At 54.2% G+C, this 18,062-nt stretch carries 17 protein-coding genes and 3 tRNA genes; 11 read left to right on the top strand and 9 right to left on the bottom strand.

Features of this window, described 5'->3' with window-relative positions:
- Positions 1 to 85 precede the first annotated feature (85 nt).
- Positions 86 to 430 carry a DUF4156 domain-containing protein gene (locus M2403_RS14085; protein WP_014333641.1) on the top strand — a complete coding sequence of 115 codons (345 nt, stop codon included), beginning with the start codon at positions 86 to 88 and terminating at the stop codon, positions 428 to 430.
- Between the two features lie 91 nt (positions 431 to 521).
- Here the strand turns inward: M2403_RS14085 and epmB are convergent, their stop codons facing one another.
- Positions 522 to 1,550 (bottom strand): EF-P beta-lysylation protein EpmB, encoded by a 1,029-nt coding sequence (epmB, locus tag M2403_RS14080; RefSeq protein ID WP_152325345.1) that lies wholly within the window; start codon positions 1,548 to 1,550, stop codon positions 522 to 524.
- A gap of 37 nt (positions 1,551 to 1,587) precedes the next feature.
- On the opposite strand from epmB, the gene efp reads away from it, so the two are divergent.
- From efp to M2403_RS14065, 3 genes are all read left to right on the top strand, one after another.
- A complete protein-coding gene (gene efp / locus M2403_RS14075) occupies positions 1,588 to 2,154 on the top strand; it encodes an elongation factor P (RefSeq protein ID WP_101078258.1) in 567 nt (188 codons plus the stop codon).
- Between the two features lie 88 nt (positions 2,155 to 2,242).
- Entirely contained in the window at positions 2,243 to 2,371 is a 129-nt protein-coding gene (locus M2403_RS14070) for an entericidin A/B family lipoprotein (RefSeq protein ID WP_013573743.1), read from the top strand.
- Positions 2,372 to 2,489: 118 nt separating this feature from the next.
- Positions 2,490 to 2,624 carry an entericidin A/B family lipoprotein gene (locus tag M2403_RS14065; protein ID WP_014333643.1) on the top strand — a complete coding sequence of 45 codons (135 nt, stop codon included), beginning with the start codon at positions 2,490 to 2,492 and terminating at the stop codon, positions 2,622 to 2,624.
- Positions 2,625 to 2,700: 76 nt separating this feature from the next.
- Here M2403_RS14065 and blc read toward each other — a convergent pair whose 3' ends face one another.
- The 5 genes from blc to frdA form a co-directional block, all read right to left on the bottom strand.
- Entirely contained in the window at positions 2,701 to 3,225 is a 525-nt protein-coding gene (blc, locus tag M2403_RS14060; RefSeq protein WP_152325344.1) for an outer membrane lipoprotein Blc, read from the bottom strand.
- A gap of 121 nt (positions 3,226 to 3,346) precedes the next feature.
- Positions 3,347 to 3,706 (bottom strand): fumarate reductase subunit FrdD, encoded by a 360-nt coding sequence (gene frdD / locus M2403_RS14055; RefSeq protein WP_104923549.1) that lies wholly within the window; start codon positions 3,704 to 3,706, stop codon positions 3,347 to 3,349.
- A 9-nt stretch (positions 3,707 to 3,715) separates the two neighbouring features.
- Positions 3,716 to 4,132 carry a fumarate reductase subunit FrdC gene (frdC, locus tag M2403_RS14050; protein ID WP_152325343.1) on the bottom strand — a complete coding sequence of 139 codons (417 nt, stop codon included), beginning with the start codon at positions 4,130 to 4,132 and terminating at the stop codon, positions 3,716 to 3,718.
- An 11-nt stretch (positions 4,133 to 4,143) separates the two neighbouring features.
- Positions 4,144 to 4,878 carry a succinate dehydrogenase/fumarate reductase iron-sulfur subunit gene (locus M2403_RS14045; protein ID WP_152325342.1) on the bottom strand — a complete coding sequence of 245 codons (735 nt, stop codon included), beginning with the start codon at positions 4,876 to 4,878 and terminating at the stop codon, positions 4,144 to 4,146.
- Positions 4,871 to 6,670, bottom strand: coding sequence for a fumarate reductase (quinol) flavoprotein subunit (frdA, locus tag M2403_RS14040; RefSeq protein ID WP_165058810.1), 1,800 nt, complete (start codon positions 6,668 to 6,670; stop codon positions 4,871 to 4,873). Before frdA ends, M2403_RS14045 begins: the two co-directional genes overlap by 8 nt.
- A gap of 282 nt (positions 6,671 to 6,952) precedes the next feature.
- On the opposite strand from frdA, the gene epmA reads away from it, so the two are divergent.
- The 3 genes from epmA (at position 6,953) to M2403_RS14025 (ending at position 11,022) form a co-directional block, all read left to right on the top strand.
- Complete coding sequence (epmA, locus tag M2403_RS14035) at positions 6,953 to 7,930, top strand: elongation factor P--(R)-beta-lysine ligase (protein WP_259229601.1); 978 nt, start codon at positions 6,953 to 6,955, stop codon at positions 7,928 to 7,930.
- A 279-nt stretch (positions 7,931 to 8,209) separates the two neighbouring features.
- On the top strand, positions 8,210 to 9,574 hold the full coding sequence (locus tag M2403_RS14030; protein WP_165058812.1) for a nucleobase:cation symporter-2 family protein: 1,365 nt from the start codon (positions 8,210 to 8,212) through the stop codon (positions 9,572 to 9,574).
- 89 nt (positions 9,575 to 9,663) lie between these two features.
- Complete coding sequence (locus M2403_RS14025; protein WP_259229599.1) at positions 9,664 to 11,022, top strand: 8-oxoguanine deaminase; 1,359 nt, start codon at positions 9,664 to 9,666, stop codon at positions 11,020 to 11,022.
- Between the two features lie 55 nt (positions 11,023 to 11,077).
- Here the strand turns inward: M2403_RS14025 and mscM are convergent, their stop codons facing one another.
- From mscM to rsgA, 3 genes are all read right to left on the bottom strand, one after another.
- Positions 11,078 to 14,446, bottom strand: a complete 3,369-nt coding sequence (gene mscM / locus M2403_RS14020; RefSeq protein WP_165058816.1) for a miniconductance mechanosensitive channel MscM — start codon at positions 14,444 to 14,446, stop codon at positions 11,078 to 11,080.
- A 34-nt stretch (positions 14,447 to 14,480) separates the two neighbouring features.
- The gene (asd, locus tag M2403_RS14015; protein ID WP_259229597.1) at positions 14,481 to 15,470 is read right to left on the bottom strand and encodes an archaetidylserine decarboxylase; all 990 of its coding nucleotides are present in this window, start codon (positions 15,468 to 15,470) and stop codon (positions 14,481 to 14,483) included.
- Between the two features lie 178 nt (positions 15,471 to 15,648).
- On the bottom strand, positions 15,649 to 16,686 hold the full coding sequence (rsgA, locus tag M2403_RS14010) for a small ribosomal subunit biogenesis GTPase RsgA (protein ID WP_152325335.1): 1,038 nt from the start codon (positions 16,684 to 16,686) through the stop codon (positions 15,649 to 15,651).
- Between the two features lie 89 nt (positions 16,687 to 16,775).
- Between rsgA and orn the strand changes: the two genes are divergently transcribed.
- From orn to M2403_RS13990, 4 genes are all read left to right on the top strand, one after another.
- Entirely contained in the window at positions 16,776 to 17,321 is a 546-nt protein-coding gene (gene orn, locus M2403_RS14005) for an oligoribonuclease (RefSeq protein WP_152325334.1), read from the top strand.
- Positions 17,322 to 17,514: 193 nt separating this feature from the next.
- Positions 17,515 to 17,590: transfer RNA gene (locus tag M2403_RS14000), tRNA-Gly, on the top strand.
- A gap of 70 nt (positions 17,591 to 17,660) precedes the next feature.
- A tRNA-Gly gene (locus M2403_RS13995) sits at positions 17,661 to 17,736 on the top strand.
- Positions 17,737 to 17,785: 49 nt separating this feature from the next.
- Positions 17,786 to 17,861: transfer RNA gene (locus tag M2403_RS13990), tRNA-Gly, on the top strand.
- Positions 17,862 to 18,062 lie beyond the last annotated feature (201 nt).

Below are 18,062 nucleotides of genomic sequence, written 5' to 3'. Positions count from 1 at the left end.
TGGGTATGCGTGGCAACGGATGCCTAAGAGAGCCAGGTGTTTTCTGATAGGCTTTATGTGATTACAAAAACAAATGGGGAAAGTGATGCGGATTAAAATGTTACTGGGCCTGTCAGCTATCGCGCTGCTTGCCGGGTGCAGTACCACTCATCAACTGGATGCAGCGGGACAGCAGGTGAAATTCACGGACGACAAACCAGGCGCAAATTGTCAGCTCCTCGGTGAAGTCACTGGTGCCCAAAGCAACTGGTTCTCCGGTACCGGCGGCGATGGCAGCTCAATGCGTGGTGCGGCCAACGACCTGCGCAACAAGGCAGCAGCGATGGGCGGCAATACCATTTATGGTGCTAACAGCCCGTCTCAAAATTTCCTGTCCAGCTTTGCACCGGTTGACAGCAAAATGGTCGGCCAGGTTTATAAGTGCCCATAGTCGGGCCGTTTACGCTTTAGCTGCGTGAACCTGCACAGAAATACGAAAGGGATGCCCGGTGGCATCCCTTTTTGCATTTCGGCATTCGCGTTTACGACTGTTTAAGGCGTAAATCCAAAATGGTTTTACTCGGTTCGCCGCCAATCTCGCGGGTCAGTTTCGGCACCATATAACCGGAAACTTTGCTCATCAGCCCTTTCATAATGATGCGCGCTTCATCGTCGCTCACCATGAAATGCGCCGCGCCCTGAACTTTATCCAGCACGTGGATGTAGTAAGGCAAAATTCCCGCATCAAACAGCGCATTACTGAGCGCAGCAAGCACATCGGCAGAGTCATTTACATCACGCAACAGCACGCTCTGATTGAGCAGCGTGACCCCATGACGTTTCAGTTTCGCCATGCTGGCGCGCAACGCGTCATCGATTTCATTGGCGTGATTGATGTGCGTCACCATCAGCACCTGCAAACGCGACTGTTCAAGGCGCTGGCAGAGCGTGTCCGTGATGCGCGCAGGGATCACCACCGGTAAACGGGTATGGATACGCAGGCGTTTGATGTGCGCGATCCCTTCCAGCTCACCGATCAACCAGTCGAGTTCGTGATCTTTCGCCATCAGCGGATCGCCGCCGGAGAAAATAATTTCATCGAGTTCGGGCTGTGTACGGATATAATCCAGCGCCTGAACCCAGTTGGCTTTATTCCCCTGGTTGTCCTGATACGGGAAATGGCGGCGGAAGCAGTAGCGGCAATTCACCGCACAGCCGCCTTTCACCAGCAACAGGGCGCGATTGTTATACTTGTGCAACAGACCCGGAACAACGCTGCGTTGTTCATCAAGCGGGTCGGTGGTAAAGCCCGGTGCGGCGATAAACTCTTCGCGTGCGGTCAATACCTGAAGCAACAAAGGATCCCGCGGATCGCCGTGCTGCATACGTGCCACAAAGGCGCGGGGCACGCGAAGCGGGAACAAACGACGGGCTTCATGGCCACTTTGCAGATCTGCATTGTCGTTAAGTGCCAGAAGAGTAAGCAGTTCATTCGGGTCAGTGATAACATCGCCGAGTTGATACAACCAATCTTCTCTAAATGGCGTGTTTAGGGTTACAATGTTTGCCATTTTTTGGCTAATACCAGTTTAAAATTAGAGGGCCATCATGGCGACTTATTCTAGCAACGATTTCCGTCCGGGTCTTAAAATCATGTTCGAAGGCGAGCCTTTCGCAATCGAAGACAGCGTGTTCGTAAAACCAGGCAAAGGCCAGGCTTTTGCACGTGTGAAAATGCGCCGTCTTCTGACCGGTTCCCGTGTAGAAAAAACCTTCAAATCTACTGACTCTTGCGAAGGTGCAGACGTTGTAGATACCAACATGACTTACCTGTACAACGACGGTGAGTTCTACCACTTCATGCACCCTGAGACTTTCGAGCAGCACGGTGTTGAAGCTAAAACCGTTTCTGAAGCCTCTAAATGGCTGCAAGACAACGCTGAATGTATCGTGACTCTGTGGGACGGTCGTCCTATCGCTGTCCAGCCACCGAACTTCATCGAAGCAGAAGTTGTTGATACCGATCCAGGCCTGAAAGGTGATACCGCAGGTACCGGCGGCAAGCCAGCAACGCTGAGCACCGGCGCAGTGGTTAAAGTGCCTTTATTCGTGCAGATTGGCGAAATCGTCCGTTGTGACACCCGCTCTGGCGAATACGTTTCCCGCGTTAAATAAGTTTCTTATTACGCTGGATGAAAGCTGCCACAGGGTAATGCCTGTCGCAGCTTTCCGGCTCAACCTGTTGAATGGGATTGTGTTTTCCATGTTGAAGAAGATGATGTTTATCGTGGTTTCAGTGATGTTGCTGGCTTCGTTATCCGGCTGCAACACGGTTCACGGTTTTGGTGAAGACATCCAGCATCTGGGTGGCGCGATTTCCAAAGCAGGCTGATTCCTTCAGCCTCGTTTTACCAACTGTCCTAAAATCCTGTCTTTTCCCTTCCGTATTCAGAAAATTAACTACACTTAGTGAGTCTTACTTTACATTCTCTTATAGGAAGGAATTTTATATGTTGAAGAAAAGTATCCTCGCAATCCTGTCTGTTCTTGTTCTGTCTTCTGCGTTAACTGCCTGCAATACCACGCGTGGCGTGGGTGAAGATGTCTCTGCCGGCGGCCAGGCAATTCAGAAAAGCGCTCAGTAACGGGCGTGTGAGTTGAAGTAAGCTGAAGTCTGCCTGCACATTGATGCAGGCAGTGTTGTTTCTGAAGGGGGAAAACTTACGGCTGTTTGACCCACACCAGCTTGCTGGTATCAAAGCCGTAGCCTTGCGCGGTTTTCAGCAGTTGCTGTTTTACGCTGTCATCCAGCGTCGGGGTTCGTGAGAGGATCCACAGATAGCTTTTATCCGGCCCGCAAACCAGCGCATAGCGGTAATCTTTATCCAGCTCGATGACGTTATAGCCACCATAGAACGGGCCAAAGAACGAAACTTTAAGCGCCGCACGTGACGTTGAACCGGTGAAATACCCTTTGCCTTCACTTTCCTGCCATTTGTTTTTCTCAGTATTAAAGCCACGGTTAATAACTTTCACACCGCCATCATCCCGCAAGCTGTAATTGGCCGTCACGCGTTCAAGCCCGCTTTCAAAGCTATGATCCAGCCTTGCCACTTCATACCAGGTTCCCAGATAGCGGTTAAGCTCGAAATTACTGACGACTTTGACGTCTTTGGGTGGCGTCACGCTGCAAGCGACCGATAAAAGTGCCGTAACAATCACACCGAGTTTTGACCAGATACGCATAAATGTTCCTTCCTGAGGTAATCACCTAAGTGTAGGTAACAATTGAGGAAAAGAGAAAAGGGAAGGCAGGAAAAAATCAGCGGTCACGGAAATGACCGCTGAAAAAGGGGATCTTGTCAGATCAGAGGCGGATCAACACGATAAGTGTGACAACGCTTAAGATCATTGCCAGACCGTAGAACACCCATTTACCGGCAGGAACGTGGATTTTCAGGTCGTGCATGGCATGATGGATCCTGTGCAGACCGCACCACAACGGCAGGACGATCATCAGCAGCAGAAACAGGCGACCAATCCAGCTTTGTGCAAATGCCAGTACGCGCGGATAGCTCAGCGCGTCACCGGGGAAAAACCCCAGCGGCAGCAGGAAGCACACCAGCAGAATCATCACCGGCGCAAAAATCGCACTCCACATGCCGCCTGCGCCAAACAGCCCCCAGAACACCGGCTCATCTGAACGTTTAGGAAGAGTATTTTTCATGTCGCCTCCTCAAAGAAACAGCGCGATGGCGAGGATCACCAGCGTCACAACGGCAGTTACGCACCAGAAACCGGTAATCACCGGCTCCGGCCCCATTTTCTTGCCTTTCACAATGACGATGGAGGCTTTCGGTGCCAGTTCAAACCAGGTTTTGGTGTGAAGCAGCGCAGCCAGTAAAGCAATCAGGTTGATCAGCATGACCACCGGGTTTTGCAGGAAATGTACAAATCCTGCCCAGCTTTCCGGCCCGTTACGTAAGGCGAAAATACCGGCCAGCAGCAAGATACTGAACCAGACTGCCGGAACGGACGTGCCTTCACGCAGCATATAGAAACGATAGAAAGGTGAACGTTGCCACCAGCTGGCGGGCATTTCGCGCACGTAAGGTTTACGTTTGCTGCCCGGGGTCTGAGTTCGAGTCGTCATATTTTCCTCCCTCATTGCGGTCTCAGCCTCGCTATCATGAAGTCTTTCGAACTTTCAACTTTGCCCTGCTGAATAGCGGCGGCCGGGTCGACGTGTTTCGGACAGACTTCAGAGCAGTAACCGACAAACGTACAGCTCCAGACGCCGTTCTGGCCGTTAAGCTGCGGCATACGCTGGGCTTTGCCGTGATCCCGGTTGTCCAGGTTGTAGCGGTGCGCCAGCGTAATGGCGGCCGGGCCGATGAATTCCGGATTCAGACCGAATTGCGGGCAGGCGGCGTAACATAAACCGCAGTTGATGCAGCCGGAGAACTGATGATATTTCTCCATCTGTGCAGGCGTTTGTTTGCCCGGGCCTTCCGCTACGGTACGGGTATTGCCAATGATGTACGGCTTAATGGATTCGAGGCTTTCTATAAAGTGGGTCATATCGACCACTAAATCGCGCTCGATCGGGAAGTTTGCCAGCGCCTCCACCTGCATTCCGTCCGGATATTCGCGCAGGAACGTTTTGCAGGCCAGTTTTGGCACACGGTTGACCATCATGCCGCAGGAGCCGCAAATGGCCATACGGCACGACCAGCGGTAGGAAAGATCGGCGGCGATATGGTCTTTGATATAGCCCAGTGCGTCGAGCAGCGACGTTGTTTCGTCGAAAGGCACGTCATACACAACCGGATGCGGCGCGTGGTCCGTCTCCGGGTTATAGCGCATGATTTCAACCTTCAGGCTTCGCATTTTAGCCACGTGATTGCTCCTTATCTTTTTTATCGTGATTCTCAGCTTCCCCGCCATACATACGTTTTGCCGGTGGCAATGTGGTGATCTTCACATCGCCATATTCAAGACGTGGCGCGGAATCTGGCTGATAAAAGGCCAGCGTATGCTTAAGGAAATTGACGTCATCGCGTTCGGTACAGCCTTCATCCAGACGCTGATGTGCGCCGCGGGATTCCCGACGATGCAGGGCCGAATGCGCCATACATTCGGCCACTTCCAGTCCGTGTCCCAGCTCGATGGTGTACAGCAAATCGGTGTTGAAAACGCTGGAAGTATCTTTGATTTTGACGCGTTTGAAGCGCTCTTTCAGCTCGGTCAGCTTGTCGATGGTTTTCTGCATCAGTTCGGTGGTGCGGTAAATCCCGCAACCTTCTTCCATCGCCAGACCCATTTCGTCGCGGATGGCCGCCCAGCTTTCATCGCCTTCCTGTTTCATCAGCGCGTCAACGCGATTTTCGATATCACGAACTTGCGCGTCGAGAGCTTCGGTATTGCCGTAGTCTTTGGCTTCGGCGGCGCGTTCTGCTGCTTTTTCGCCGGCCATGCGGCCAAATACCACCAGCTCTGCCAGTGAGTTGGAGCCCAGACGGTTTGCGCCGTGCAGGCCAACCGATGAACATTCACCGACGGCAAACAGACCTTTGATGCGGGTTTCGCACTGCGCATCCGTTTCGATTCCACCCATCGTGTAGTGCGCGGTAGGGCGTACAGGGATTGGATCGGTAATCGGATCCACGCCGACGTAAGCTTTGGACAGTTCACAGATAAACGGCAAACGCTCGCGCAGCTTTTTCTCGCCGAGATGACGTAAATCCAGATACACCACATCGCCACGCGGAGTGGAAATGGTGCGTCCGGCGCGCCATTCGTGCCAGAACGCCTGCGAGACTTTGTCGCGCGGGCCAAGTTCCATGTATTTGTTTTTCGGTTCGCCGAGCGGGGTTTCCGGCCCCATGCCGTAATCCTGCAAATAACGGTAACCGTCTTTATTGACCAGAATACCGCCTTCACCACGACAGCCTTCTGTCATCAGAATGCCGGATCCGGGCAGGCCGGTCGGGTGATATTGCACGAACTCCATATCACGCAGCGGAATGCCATGACGGAACGCCATACCCATACCGTCGCCGGTGACAATCCCGCCGTTGGTGTTGTAACGGTAAACGCGGCCTGCGCCGCCGGTTGCCATCACGACTGCGTTAGCGCGGATTTGTACGCGGGTGCCTTCCATCATATTGATGGCGACGACGCCGCGAACCTGGCCGTCATCGACCAGAATATCGAGAACGAAATGCTCGTCGAATCGTTTGATTTGCGGGTATTTCAGCGAGGTCTGGAACAGGGTATGCAGCATGTGGAAGCCGGTTTTATCCGCGGCAAACCAGGTGCGTTCGATCTTCATCCCGCCAAAACGCCGGACGTTGACTGAACCATCTTCCTTACGGCTCCACGGGCAGCCCCAGAGTTCAAGCTGCGCCATTTCAGTCGGACATTGATGAACGAAATGGTCCACTACGTCCTGCTCACACAGCCAGTCGCCTCCGGAAACGGTATCCTGGAAGTGAAAATCAAAGCTGTCGTGATCTTGCGTCACTGCGGCAGAACCACCTTCGGCGGCCACCGTGTGGCTGCGCATAGGGTACACTTTCGAAATCAACGCGATATTCAGGTTGGGATTGGCTTCCGCTGCGGCTATTGCTGCGCGTAAACCCGCCCCACCTGCACCTATAATTGCAATGTCGGCGTTAAAGGTTTGCACTGCATTCCTCCACTATCATCAATGAGATCGGGTTTGAAACACCCGCGAAAAAGGTTTTGAATCTGAGGCTTAACCACCGCTGATGACATACAGGCGCTGTCCCAGAGGCTAATATTCTTATTATTTGTAAGGAAATTATTATACCTAATGAGGAGTAGTGGTAATTTGATGTGAATGCAGGTTTAGGCTTTATCTGTATATTGCTTCGCAAAATGAGGTATTTGTTTGCCCTGAGGGTTGCAGGTAGACTGCATGACTTTTCTGAATTCGGAGTAAATCACCATGAGCGAAACGGCAAGCTGGCAACCCAGTGCTCCTGTCGCCAATTTGTTGAAGCGTGCGGCCATTCTCGCTGAGATTCGACGTTTCTTTTCCGATCGCGGCGTGCTGGAAGTGGAAACGCCGGCCATGAGCCAGGCCACGGTGACCGACATCCATCTGGTGCCTTTTGACACGCGTTTTGTCGGGCCGGGTGCGGCTGATGGCATGACGTTGTATCTGATGACCAGCCCGGAATATCACATGAAACGTCTGCTGGCTGCGGGCAGCGGGCCGATTTACCAGATGGGGCGCAGCTTCCGTAACGAAGAAGCCGGTATCCATCACAACCCTGAATTCACCATGCTGGAATGGTATCGTCCGCGTTATGACATGTACCGCCTGATGAATGAAGTGGACGATCTGCTGCAACAGGTGCTCGATTGCGATACGGCAGAAACCCTGTCCTATCAGCAGGCGTTTACGCGCCATCTGGGCGTGGATCCGTTGTCTGCGGATAAAACCGAACTGCGTGAAGTTGCCGCGAAGCTGGATTTATCAAATATCGCGGATACCGAAGAAGACCGCGACACCTTATTGCAGTTACTGTTTACGATGGGTGTCGAACCGCATATTGGCCGCGACAAGCCGACTTTTGTGTATCACTTCCCGGCGACGCAGGCATCTCTGGCGGAAATCAGCACCGAAGATCACCGCGTTGCTGAGCGTTTTGAGGTGTATTACAAAGGCATCGAACTGGCGAACGGTTTCCGCGAACTGACCGATGGTCGCGAACAGCGCCAGCGTTTCGAGCAGGATAACCGTAAACGCGCCGCGCGCGGTTTACCTCAGCATCCTATCGATAACAATCTGCTGGATGCTCTGGAACATGGCATGCCGGAATGCTCCGGTGTGGCGCTGGGCGTTGATCGTCTGATTATGATTGCGCTGGGCGCGGGCAGCCTGAACGAAGTGCTGGCTTTCCCGGTCACACGCGCCTGAGTCGGTTTTCCCCAATCCTGGCCCTCGGGTCAGGATTATCTTTCTTTCTCGCCATGCCTCCTTTCCCTGCCCTGTGATTGTGCAATAACATTAAAATTGCTCCTTTAGTGAAACAAAAGTACCTAAATCGCGTAACACTGATTTTAAAGTTTCAGGGATGACACCCCGGCGCGAACCCGCAATCCTGCTGTCTCATCAACGATTTAACGCAAATTTTCTCTCCGCTGGCCTGATTTATGCATTACAGGATAACTACTCAATCAGCTCTGGGATCCCGTTATGTCTGAATCTGGCGACAAAGAACTTCTTTATGGTCTGGAGGCGCGTATTGCACCGGCACCGGCATTTTTCACGGCCATCCAGCATGTCCTCGCGAGCGTGGTGGGGATTATTACTCCGCCGCTGATTATCGGTTCGGTGCTCGGGCTGAATGCGTATCTCCCTTATCTCATCAGTATGTCGCTGCTGGCTTCCGGCATCGGGACGTTCATTCAGGCGCGTCGGTTTATGTCGGTGGGCGCGGGGATGATTTGCCTGCAAGGCACCAGTTTTGCATTTCTGGGTGTGATTCTGTCCGGAGGAATGCTGGTGAAAAGCCGCGGGGGCTCGCCTGAAGACATCATGGCGATGATTTTTGGCGTGAACTTTGTCGCGGCGTTTATTCCGCTTCTGGTCAGCCGGTTTATCGGGCAGATGCGCCGCGTGTTTACCCCGCTGGTCAGCGGAACGGTCATTGCCCTGATTGGCATCAGCCTGATTAAAGTCAGTATTACAGACTGGGCGGGCGGGCACGGTGCGGCGAATTTCGGTGCGCCGGTCAATCTGGCGCTGGGCGCGCTGACGCTGCTGGTGATCGTCGTATGTAACCGCATTAATGTACGCTGGCTGCGCCTTTCATCGATAGTATTAGGGATTATTGTCGGGTGCATCGCGGCTGCCCTGACCGGACATTTGCCGCTTAAACCGTTGCAGGGCGACGGGTTTGCGCTGCCGCAGTTGTTCCGTTTTGGTTTCAAGTTTGACTGGATCATCTTCGTGCCAATCGCGCTGGTGTCGTTTATCAGTATTCTGGAAGCGGTCGGCGATTTGACGGCGAACTGTATGTTGTCGCAGCAGCCAATTGAAGGGGAAAGTTTCCGCAAGCGCCTGAAGGGCGGGATCCTGGCCGATGGCGTCAGCTGCATTATTGCTGCGGCGTTTTCTTCCTTCCCGAATACCACTTTTGCGCAGAACAACGGCGTGATCCAGATGACCGGCGTCGCCAGCCGTTATGTCGGGATGTACATCGGAGGCGTTCTGGTGTTGCTCGGGCTGTTCCCGTTTATCGGCGAAGTCTTGCAGCAAATCCCTGCGCCGGTGCTGGGTGGCGCGACGCTGGTGATGTTTGGCAGCGTGGTCGCCGCGGGCATTCGTATCATGACGCAGTCGCCTGTTGGCCGCCGCGAAATGTTAATTATCGCGATTTCCTTTGGCATCGGTCTGGGCATTGAAGCGGTGCCCGATGTTCTGGCGCAGTTCCCGCCGATTGTGGGGAATATCTTCGGCCACGCAGTCACCAGCGGTGGCGTGATCGCCATCCTGCTGAATCTGCTGATGCCTGCAGAGCGCGCTATTGCCGTGGCAGAAGAGGTGAAAGTTCACTAACGTTCCCCGCGCGCGCGTGAGCCCCTGGATCAGCAGACAGGGCATAACTGAGCTGACTCACTTTTGAATTCATGAAGAGGAAGTCAGTTATGTCTTTGCAACGCACCTGGATTAAAAATCCGCTGGCGGTATTTACCGCCAATGAACTCGATGCCCGCGGCGGTATCGTCGTCGAAGGCTCCACGATCGCTGAAGTTCTGGCATGCGGCCAGTTACCCTCACAGCCGGTTGATCAGATTGCCGATGCCACCGGCTGTGTACTTATGCCCGGCCTCATCAATACCCATCATCATTTTTATCAGACGCTGACCCGGGCCTGGGCGCCCGTGGTTAACGTGCCGCTGTTTCCGTGGTTGCAAAAACTGTATCCGGTCTGGGCGCGTTTGCAGCCTGAAGCGCTGGGGCTCGCCAGCCGGGTGGCGATGGCCGAACTGTTGCTTTCGGGCTGTACCACCACGACTGACCACCATTATCTGTTCCCGCAGGGAATGGAAGAGGCGATTGATGTGCAGGTTGAGGTCGTCCGCGAACTGGGGATGCGTGCTCTTCTGACGCGCGGCTCGATGAGCCTCGGAGAAGAGCAGGGAGGTTTACCGCCGGAGCAGACGGTGCAATCGGGAGATACAATTTTGCACGACAGTCAGCGGCTGATTGACCGTTATCATCAGCGCGGCGACGGGGCGTGGATGCAGATTGCGCTGGCGCCGTGCTCGCCGTTTTCCGTGACCACGGACATCATGCGCGAAAGCGCCGCTATGGCGCAGCGCGAAGACGTCCGGCTGCACACTCATCTGGCGGAAACGCTGGATGAAGAAGCGTTCTGCCTGAAAATGTTCGGGCTGCGCACGGTGGATTATCTGGAAAGCGTCGGCTGGCTGAATGACCGGACGTGGCTGGCGCACGGCATTCATTTCAATGCGGACGAAATTCAGCGGCTTGGCGCTGCCGGAACCGGGATCTGCCATTGCCCGGTGTCGAATATGCGCCTGGCGTCCGGCATGTGTCCGACGCGCGACCTTGAAGCGGCAGGCGTCCCCATCGGTTTGGGCGTGGACGGTTCGGCGTCTAACGATGCATCGAATCTGATGTATGAAGCGCGTCAGGCGCTTTACCTGCAACGTCTTAAATATGGCGCGGAATACGTCACGCCGGAAAGAGTTTTAGGCTGGGCAACGCGCGGTTCGGCGAAGCTTATCGGGCGTGATGATATCGGGCAAATCGCGGTCGGGAAGCAGGCGGATCTGGCGCTTTTCCGGCTGGATGAATTACGTTTCAGCGGCAGCCATGATCCGGTTTCCGCGCTGCTGTTGTGCGGGGCAGAACGGGCTGATCGCGTGATGGTTGGCGGAAAATGGCGGGTGATTGACGGACAGATTGTCGGGATGGACATCAAATCGCTGATTTCTCAGCACCGTAAAGCAGCGGCGGCGCTGATCGCTGATCTGTAAAACAATGGATTCAGGGGCAGAGAAAATCTGCCCCGCTTATTTTTTAAAACCGGTATTACAAATCGCCCGGCGAACGCGAGCTGTTACCGCTGCGACCACTGCCGCTGCTGCTGGTAAACGTCGCATTATTGCCATTCTGCGCACGGTGCAGCGTCTCCATACGGACCTGGAATGGAGGGAACGGCAGCGTGATGCCGTGCTCGCGGAATCCGGCCAGAATCAGCTGATGGATTTCGTGGCGAAGCGGCATACGGTGCGCCATTTCGGCGGCATGCATACGCAGCTCGAAGATCTGAATACCCTGTTGTAAATCCACCAGGTACGCTTCCGGCGCAGGCATATCCAGCACCAGTGAACAACGGTGTGCGGCGTTAAGCAGGATTTGAGTCACTTCTTCACTGTTGGCCTCTGAAGGCGCCGGGACGGTCAGTACGACACGCGTGACGGAATCGGAAAGCGACCAGTTGATGAACTGCTCGGTGATAAAGGCCTTGTTCGGCACGATAATTTCTTTGCGGTCCCAGTCGGCAATCGTCGTGGCGCGCGTATTGATTTTCGTGATGCTGCCGGTCAGGTTGCGGATGGTGACGGTATCGCCGATACGGATCGGTTTTTCGAACAGAATGATCAGGCCGGAAATGAAGTTGGCAAAAATTTCCTGCAAACCAAAGCCCAGCCCGACACCCAGCGCGGCAACCAGCCATTGCAGTTTTGCCCATTCGATCCCGATAAGTGAAAAGCCCACCAGCCCGCCAATCAGCAGCAGAACGTATTTGGTGATAGTCAGCACGGCGTAACCGGTGCCCGGCGTCAGCTCAAGATGTTGCAGCAGCGCCAGTTCCAGCAGGGCGGGTAAATTACGCACCAGCTGTGTGGTAATAATCAGCACCAGAATGGCGATCAACACGGATCCGAGCGTGATCGGCTGCATGCTTTCCACGCCCTGAACGGTCGAGGAAACCTGCCACAGATGAATATTTTCCAGGAAAGAAAACGCGGAATGGATTTCCGACCACAGGAAGATCACCGAGATCAGCGCGATCAACGTCAGCAGGGATCGCACCAGCCGCAATGACTGCGCGGAGATCGCATCCAGATCGACCACCGGTTCTTCGATTTCCACCGTGCCTTCGTTACTGCTGCTGGTCTGATGTCCCTCTTCTTCACCGCGAGCGCGCTGGTTCAGCATTTCTGCACGGCGCTGTTTTGCACGCTCAAAAGCAATACGGCGGCGCTGAATGAGCATCCAGCGGCGGATAATGTGATAAATCACCAGCAGAACAAACCAGATGGCAACCGAGGTTTCCAGACGCGCCAGCAGAGCCTGTGATGTGGCCAGGAAGCCCATCAGCGAGGCCAGCGCGGCCACAACGGGTGCGCCCAGTAACATCCACCACAGCGTATTATTGAGGACGTTTTCGCTGTTGCCGTGTTTATCGTGGTACAGCGGAATGCCCGCGCGTTTCAGGCTGTGCGTCACCAGCGCAACCACCAGACAAAGAATAACGAAACACAGGCGACCCAGCGTATTGGAGAACTCGCGGTCATTGAGATTATCGAAGGTAATCAGCGCCATAATCAGCGGCACCAGTACCCAGATTGACAGGGCGTAATAGCGTAATGCCCGCGAAACGGCGCGCTGAGGCCAGCCAAAGTGCGCGACAAACAGCCCCTGAGGATGAGCAAGCGCGGCGCTGACCATAAACGCCCAGAGGATCGGCAGCGTTGCCGTCACGCCATCACCAATGGCGACCGCAATCGGATAAGGCCACGCACTTTGCAGCCCGAAGCCCAGCGCCGCCCACAGTACGGGCAACGGCATTGCGACCAGAATTGACCAGAACACCGTGCGCATCGTCAGTGAGAAATGGTCTTGGGTGACTTTTCCGACCTTGCTGCTGGCACGCGCCAGAAACGCGTAATAGTGTTTGCGTGAGCTGATACTGACAATCACCAGGATCAGCGCGCCAAACAGTGGCAGCAGCGTTTCTTTGCTGGTGATCATCATCATCGACGCGCCGCCCAGCTGGCTCAGGGAATCGAGCGACACCAGACGTTTCAGGTCATGTGCGACCTGCACCGGATAGGAAAAACCAATCGGGCTGACGTCGGCGACCCAGAACAGATAACGGTGCGCGGCGTCATGTACGTCATTCAGCGCTTCCACCAGCTGGCTGTTGGCGACTTTCAGTTTGGTCAGTTCAAGAATTTGCGTATCGCATCCGGAGAGCAGCGAATTGAGTAAATCACGCTGAGTCCGCAGCTGGGCATCAAGAATTTTTTGCTGCGCCGCCGTCAGCGGTTTGCCGTCGTCCTGACGTCCCTGACGGTAAATTGCCTGCTTATCCAGTAAATCTTCATAGTGCAGACGCTGAACGCGCAGCTGCGCCATATCGCGGTCAAGCTGTTGCGGTTTAGGCATATCCGGCAGACGGGAAACCTGCGCCCGGAGCGTTTCGCCCAGCAGATTCGACGCGCCCAGCCACTGCGCCTGTTCGCGGATAGTGTTAATCGCCTGGCGAACCTGTTGCGTCTGCGCGGCAGCCTGACGCTGCTGAGAGGAAATCAGATCCATGCGCTGCGCCTGCTGGTTCAGCGCCAGCGACAGCTCGCGGTTTGACTGCAACTGCTGGCTGATGGAATGCGGAAGCTCACCGCTTTGTTCAGCTAACTGCTCGGTTTTTTCCAGTGCCTGTTCAGCTTCGCGCTGGCGCTGGTTGTTGAGCATGTTGCGTAAAGCCTGCAATTGCTGATCGAGAAAATCGGCGCGTTTTTTGTAGAGATCGGCGCGAAGTCGTGACAGTTCCTGCCGGTTATTGGCAGAAAGCTGCGCCAGCTCCAGTTCATCAACCTTGGCTTTGCGTGCCGCCGATTCAGCCTGAAGCGCGCTGAGCTGAGCCTGCGCCAGGGGTGAAGATGGCGCCGCCGCCGTGGCCGCCTGCATGCGCTGCTCAATATCGCTGAGCGCATTCCGGGCTTCAGTTTGTTGTTGGGGGATCTGGCTGACCGAATCGCTGATATCGCGGAAACGATCCTGCTCCTGACGCAGCTGGCGGGTTTCTTCCAGCTGCTGGCTGCTGACCTGCAAAATTTGCTGCTCAAGCTGCGCGGCAGGAATGCTGTCATCAACGGCAGGCGGCTTTTCGGGCTGATTTTGCAGCTCGAGGCGCAGCGCCTGAGTCAGTTTCGGAAAATCATCGATGACCGTCTGATACTGCGTAGTGCGCCCGACCGAAACATTCATCTCATTCAGCCAGTTGAGCGCACTTTGCAGCGCCTCAACCACCTGCGTCTGATTGGCCATTTCTTTATTGGCTTCCGCCTGTTTCAGCTCTTGTTTGAGCTGATCTTCGGTCGGGGTTGCTGTCGCCACCAGAGGCAGAGCCAGCAATAAACTCATCAGCAGGGCGGGGATCAGGCGCACTTGGTCAATTCCTTTTCGGTGGTTTAACGCGTACTCAGTAGTCTTTAGGCGCTTGTGGTTCAGCTGTGGCCACACCTGCCGGCGTTTCTGCGATGACAGGTGCTTCCGGAGTGACAATTACTTCTGGTACCACAGGTTCAGCCGTTGCTGATGCCTGTGTACGCAGCGCTTCAGCAAACGGTTCGCCCATGCGTGTGACGGTGCCGTTGCTCAGTTGCGGCATAAAGCGGATCTGGTTTGCAGCAAACAGATTGATCACGGTTGAGCCCAGTTTGAAACGTCCCATTTCCTGGCCTTTTTCCAGCGCAATCGCGCCTTCTTCGCCAGCGGCCGGGTATGTCCAGCGTTTGATAATGCCTTCGCGTGGCGGCGTGACGCAGCCTGCCCACACGGTTTCAATGCTGCCCACGATGGTCGCGCCGACCAGAATCTGCACCATCGGGCCAAATTCAGTATCAAATACGCAGATGACGCGTTCGTTACGGGCAAACAGGTTCGGGACGTTGGCCGCCGTCAGCGGGTTCACGGAGAACAAATCGCCGGGCACGTAAATCATTTCGCGCAGCACGCCGCCGCACGGCATATGCACGCGGTGGTAGTCGCGCGGCGCCAGATAAATCGTGGCGAACTGGCCTTCTTTGAATTTTTCTGCCAGCAGATAATTTCCGGCCAGCAACGCTTCGAGGCTGTAGAAGTGGCCTTTTGCCTGGAACAGTTTGCCATCGGTAATCGCGCCTAACTGGCTGACTGCGCCATCGGCGGGCAGGCAAAGCATATCCAGACCGCTGACCACCGGACGCGCGCCATCACGCAGCGGACGGACAAAGAATTCATTGAAGGTGGCGTACGATTTGAGATCCGGGTTCTGCGCTTCTTTCATGTCTACGCTGTAGAAACGGGCGAAAGCTTTGATGACCCAATGCGTGAGCGTGGCCGCGCGTTTATCTGCGCCCCAGCCTGCCAGACGGGTTAATCCTTGTTTAGGAAGTAAATATTGGAGTTTGATTTTGATACTGTCCAGCACGGGAAAACCTCTTGGATGGTATGAATGACCGGTTTTATCCGGCCATTTTGCAGGAGGCCGTCTTTTTGACGGCCGCACAGTGTTTTAAGGTGGAGGATTGTAACGGGGTGAAATCATCGGTTCAACTTCCGTTAACTTCACCCGCTTGCCCTTAACCTTTTAGCTCAATGGCTTAACATTAAAGCGCGTCGAAGTTTTTACGCGTTTTTACGTCTTCCATACTTTCCAGAATGCGATGGTAGTTGTCGAAACGCTCTTCCGCGATTTCGCCGCGATCGACTGCATCACGGATTGCACAGCCCGGATCGCTGCCGTGTTTGCAGTCGCGGAATTTGCAATAGCCGAGGAAAGGGCGGAATTCGACAAAGCCTTGTGTGATTTGCTCTGGTGCGAGATGCCAAAGACCAAATTCACGCACGCCAGGGGAATCGATAACATCGCCGCCGCGCTGGAAGTGGTAAAGGCGGGCTGCGGTCGTCGTGTGCTGGCCCAGACCGGAGTTATCGGAGACTTCGTTCACCACGATCTGTTTTTCTTCCGGCGGAAGCAGAGCATTCAGCAGGCTGGATTTCCCCACGCCGGACTGGCCGGCAAAGATACTGATGCGGTCCGTCAGCGCGGTTTCAAACGCCGGCATGCCTTCACCGGTCTGGCTTGAAACTTCAAGCACGCGGTAATTAATCTTGCGGTAGATGTCCATCATGCCTTCGACGAATTTACGGCCTTCGTCATCAAGCAGGTCAATTTTGTTGAGTACAATCAGCGGCTCAACTTCTACGGTTTCGCAGGCCACCAGATAGCGGTCGATAATGTTCAGAGACAGCTCTGGCAGGATGGCGGAAACAATGACGATCTGGTCGATGTTGGCGGCGATCGGTTTCACGCCGTCGTAGAAATCAGGACGCGTCAGGACGGACGTGCGCTCATGTACCGCCTCAACGATACCTTTAACGCTGTCGTTTTCGCCTTTGCGCCAGACGACGCGGTCACCGGTGACCAGTGATCGGATGGTACGGCGGATGTTGCAACGGTGCTGGCTGCCGTCGGCCGCTTCAACGTCCGCATGCATCCCGAAACGGCTGATGACGATGCCGTCCTGCGGTTCGCCGTGCAGAGAATCGTCCAGCTCTTTCCGTTTGTCGGTCTGTGTCAGACGACGCTGGTGGTTAGTCTGAACGCGACGTTGTTGCCCTTTAGACAGTTTTGACTTAGTCACTGCGCCTCACTTGACTGGCTTTAATCGCTCGGTGCGACCAAAACGTCTATGATACCAGCTATATCTCTTTCATTGTAATAGGACGCATCATGGCTGCAAATGACTCGAATTTGATTTGGATCGACCTTGAGATGACCGGTCTGGATCCTGAGCGAGACCGTATTATTGAAATTGCGACGCTGGTCACCGACGCGCATCTGAACATTCTGGCTGAAGGCCCGGTGATGGCAGTGCATCAGTCTGACGCACAACTGGCGCTAATGGACGACTGGAATGTCCGTACGCACACCGGTAGTGGTCTGGTCGATCGTGTGAAAGCCAGTCCGTTTGACGATAATGCCGCGCAGCAAAAGACGATTGAGTTCCTGCGCGAGTGGGTGCCGGAAGGTAAATCGCCAATTTGTGGCAACAGCGTCGGGCAGGATCGTCGTTTCCTGTTTAAGTACATGCCGGAGCTTGAAACCTACTTCCACTACCGTTATCTGGATGTCAGCACCCTGAAAGAATTGGCGCGCCGCTGGAAACCGGAAGTGCTGAGTGGCTTTAAGAAGCAAAACACGCATCAGGCATTGGACGATATTCGTGAATCCGTGGCTGAACTGGCGTATTACCGCGATCATTTTATTAATCTCTAAAATACCTGAAATCTTTTTTACTGCGGTGCGAAGCACGAAATCACCGTGTTTCGCTTCTTAAATCGCCGGTTTGCTGTTTTAATCGGCACTTGAACAAAAAAAACGTTTTTTTGCTTTCAGGGGCTTGCGGCTAAAAGGATTTCTCGTATAATGCGCACCCCGTACCGATGAAGAATTTCGTTGAGTGCGCAGAGCGGGAATAGCTCAGTTGGTAGAGCACGACCTTGCCAAGGTCGGGGTCGCGAGTTCGAGTCTCGTTTCCCGCTCCAAATTTTTAAGTGTTTGTTTTAAGTGTTTTAGATTTATCATGTAGATGTAAAACATGCAGTGCCATGCGACGCGGGAATAGCTCAGTTGGTAGAGCACGACCTTGCCAAGGTCGGGGTCGCGAGTTCGAGTCTCGTTTCCCGCTCCAAAAATTTCAAAAGCTGTAAATTTACAGCGGATGCAATCAGCATCTCAATGCGGGAATAGCTCAGTTGGTAGAGCACGACCTTGCCAAGGTCGGGGTCGCGAGTTCGAGTCTCGTTTCCCGCTCCAATTTTCTTCTTCGGTTTACTTTCATTTCTCAGCAGCGTTTTCGTGCATATTTCGTGCGTGATTCAGACGATCATTACACGGTTTGTAGTAATTTTTTAAACAGACTTATCCACAGGTTTAGCTGTTTTTTTACACTGTCCGTTTTTTGTGCTGCACATATTGCCAATTCATAATCACTTGATTTTGTTAAGAATAAATTTA

This window comes from Rahnella sp. BIGb0603, assembly GCF_024808755.1.
Taxonomy (GTDB): Bacteria; Pseudomonadota; Gammaproteobacteria; order Enterobacterales; family Enterobacteriaceae; genus Rahnella; species Rahnella contaminans.
Note: the sequence above shows the minus strand (reverse complement) of the source record. Positions and strands in the feature narration are given on the sequence as shown.

Excerpts from the sequence above, each read along its gene's own strand:
- M2403_RS14085 (WP_014333641.1), top strand. The coding sequence starts at position 86 with ATGCGGATTAAAATGTTACTGGGCCTGTCAGCTATCGCGCTGCTTGCC.
- epmB (WP_152325345.1), bottom strand. The coding sequence starts at position 1,550 with ATGGCAAACATTGTAACCCTAAACACGCCATTTAGAGAAGATTGGTTG.
- efp (WP_101078258.1), top strand. The coding sequence starts at position 1,588 with ATGGCGACTTATTCTAGCAACGATTTCCGTCCGGGTCTTAAAATCATG.
- M2403_RS14070 (WP_013573743.1), top strand. The coding sequence starts at position 2,243 with ATGTTGAAGAAGATGATGTTTATCGTGGTTTCAGTGATGTTGCTGGCT.
- M2403_RS14065 (WP_014333643.1), top strand. The coding sequence starts at position 2,490 with ATGTTGAAGAAAAGTATCCTCGCAATCCTGTCTGTTCTTGTTCTGTCT.
- blc (WP_152325344.1), bottom strand. The coding sequence starts at position 3,225 with ATGCGTATCTGGTCAAAACTCGGTGTGATTGTTACGGCACTTTTATCG.
- frdD (WP_104923549.1), bottom strand. The coding sequence starts at position 3,706 with ATGAAAAATACTCTTCCTAAACGTTCAGATGAGCCGGTGTTCTGGGGG.
- frdC (WP_152325343.1), bottom strand. The coding sequence starts at position 4,132 with ATGACGACTCGAACTCAGACCCCGGGCAGCAAACGTAAACCTTACGTG.
- epmA (WP_259229601.1), top strand. The coding sequence starts at position 6,953 with ATGAGCGAAACGGCAAGCTGGCAACCCAGTGCTCCTGTCGCCAATTTG.
- M2403_RS14030 (WP_165058812.1), top strand. The coding sequence starts at position 8,210 with ATGTCTGAATCTGGCGACAAAGAACTTCTTTATGGTCTGGAGGCGCGT.
- M2403_RS14025 (WP_259229599.1), top strand. The coding sequence starts at position 9,664 with ATGTCTTTGCAACGCACCTGGATTAAAAATCCGCTGGCGGTATTTACC.
- orn (WP_152325334.1), top strand. The coding sequence starts at position 16,776 with ATGGCTGCAAATGACTCGAATTTGATTTGGATCGACCTTGAGATGACC.